Annotated in this window: 1 protein-coding gene; it reads left to right on the forward strand. The window is 38.3% G+C overall.

Annotation, left to right across the window (positions count from 1 at the left end; genetic code table 11):
- The first annotated feature begins 135 nt into the window (after nucleotides 1-135).
- The gene (locus HMPREF0083_RS03880; RefSeq protein ID WP_021619736.1) at nucleotides 136-477 is read left to right on the forward strand and encodes a hypothetical protein; all 342 of its coding nucleotides are present in this window, start codon (nucleotides 136-138) and stop codon (nucleotides 475-477) included.
- Nucleotides 478-695 lie beyond the last annotated feature (218 nt).

The raw sequence follows: 695 nt of genomic DNA on the forward strand, positions 1-695 counted from the left end.
TCTTAGTGTCCAATTTCTCTAGGGGGCTAAAGAGCAAAGGCACCTAACCATGTAAGGGTATACGGAAGATTAGATTCAAAGGGAAATTTAGTTTTTGACTATATTACCAGTGGCAAAAGTAAAAGGGGTGTTTGCATGAATCTTTTGGATATTCAAAATCAATTTAACGAAATTTATAACTTTCAGTATTTAAGAGACAATACTATAAGAATGTTAGAGGATTTAATAAAAAATAGTAATGATAACTACTTAAAGGAAGAAGAAGATAAACTTCCAGATGGATTAAAATTAAAAGATTTCATAATCCGATACAATTGTATAAGGCTTTTCATAAATAATCATGATAGAGAAATTCCTTTTCTTCGGGTTTATCTCGAATTGCTTCATCCAAAGACAGAGATTCAACGATTTTATTATGATGTAGAGTATACAGTAGATGGGGAATTTTCAGATGATTTTTTTGGGGAGTATAAATAAAAATATACTATTCCAGTAAGTTGTCGGCTTGCTTCCGGGTGGAGCAGGTGCAAAGGGGACCTGTGAAGGAGAAGCACCAGCAGTACCACCCAGTCAGGCAGCCGCTGCTGCTGCTCTTGCTGCAAGTGTACCTCTCGCCGGTGTAGCAGCCAAAGCGAAAGCAGCCATCAAAGCGATCCGAGCACAGAAGGCTGGGAAACAGCCATGAAAGGGAGGCA

Origin of the sequence: Aneurinibacillus aneurinilyticus ATCC 12856, from assembly GCF_000466385.1 — a bacterium.
GTDB lineage: Bacteria > Bacillota > Bacilli > Aneurinibacillales > Aneurinibacillaceae > Aneurinibacillus > Aneurinibacillus aneurinilyticus.

What these genes read in the sequence shown, in the direction of transcription:
- HMPREF0083_RS03880 (WP_021619736.1), top strand. Translation starts at nt 136, where the DNA reads ATGAATCTTTTGGATATTCAAAATCAATTTAACGAAATTTATAACTTT.